The 284-nt window shown below is 66.9% G+C and carries 1 pseudogene; it reads right to left on the bottom strand.

Annotated features, from left to right (window positions below):
- A pseudogene (locus tag SB751_RS29675) lies at positions 1-284 on the bottom strand (Fe3+/spermidine/putrescine ABC transporter ATP-binding protein); the annotation flags it as partial.

Below are 284 nucleotides of genomic sequence, written 5' to 3'. Positions count from 1 at the left end.
CAGGCGACGGCCGGCGCGCCTGCGGCCGCATCGCCGATGCGACGCCCGACGAGCTGCGTGCCGTCGTCGAGCCGGAATTCGCAGAACTCGCCGTCGACGCGCGCGATGGTGCCGCGCAGCCGGTTGCTGTCGCCGATGAAATTCGCGACGAATTCGTTGCACGGCGATTCGTACAGGCAATCGACGGTATCGAGCTGCTGGACGATGCCCTTGTCGAACACGGCGACGCGATCGGACATCGTCAGCGCCTCGCCCTGGTCGTGCGTCACGTAGACGAAGGTCAC

Origin of the sequence: Cupriavidus sp. SIMBA_020, from assembly GCF_046535395.1 — a bacterium.
Taxonomy (GTDB): Bacteria; Pseudomonadota; Gammaproteobacteria; order Burkholderiales; family Burkholderiaceae; genus Cupriavidus; species Cupriavidus campinensis.
The sequence above is the reverse complement of the archived record's forward strand: the minus strand, read 5'-3'. Positions and strand labels throughout refer to the sequence as shown.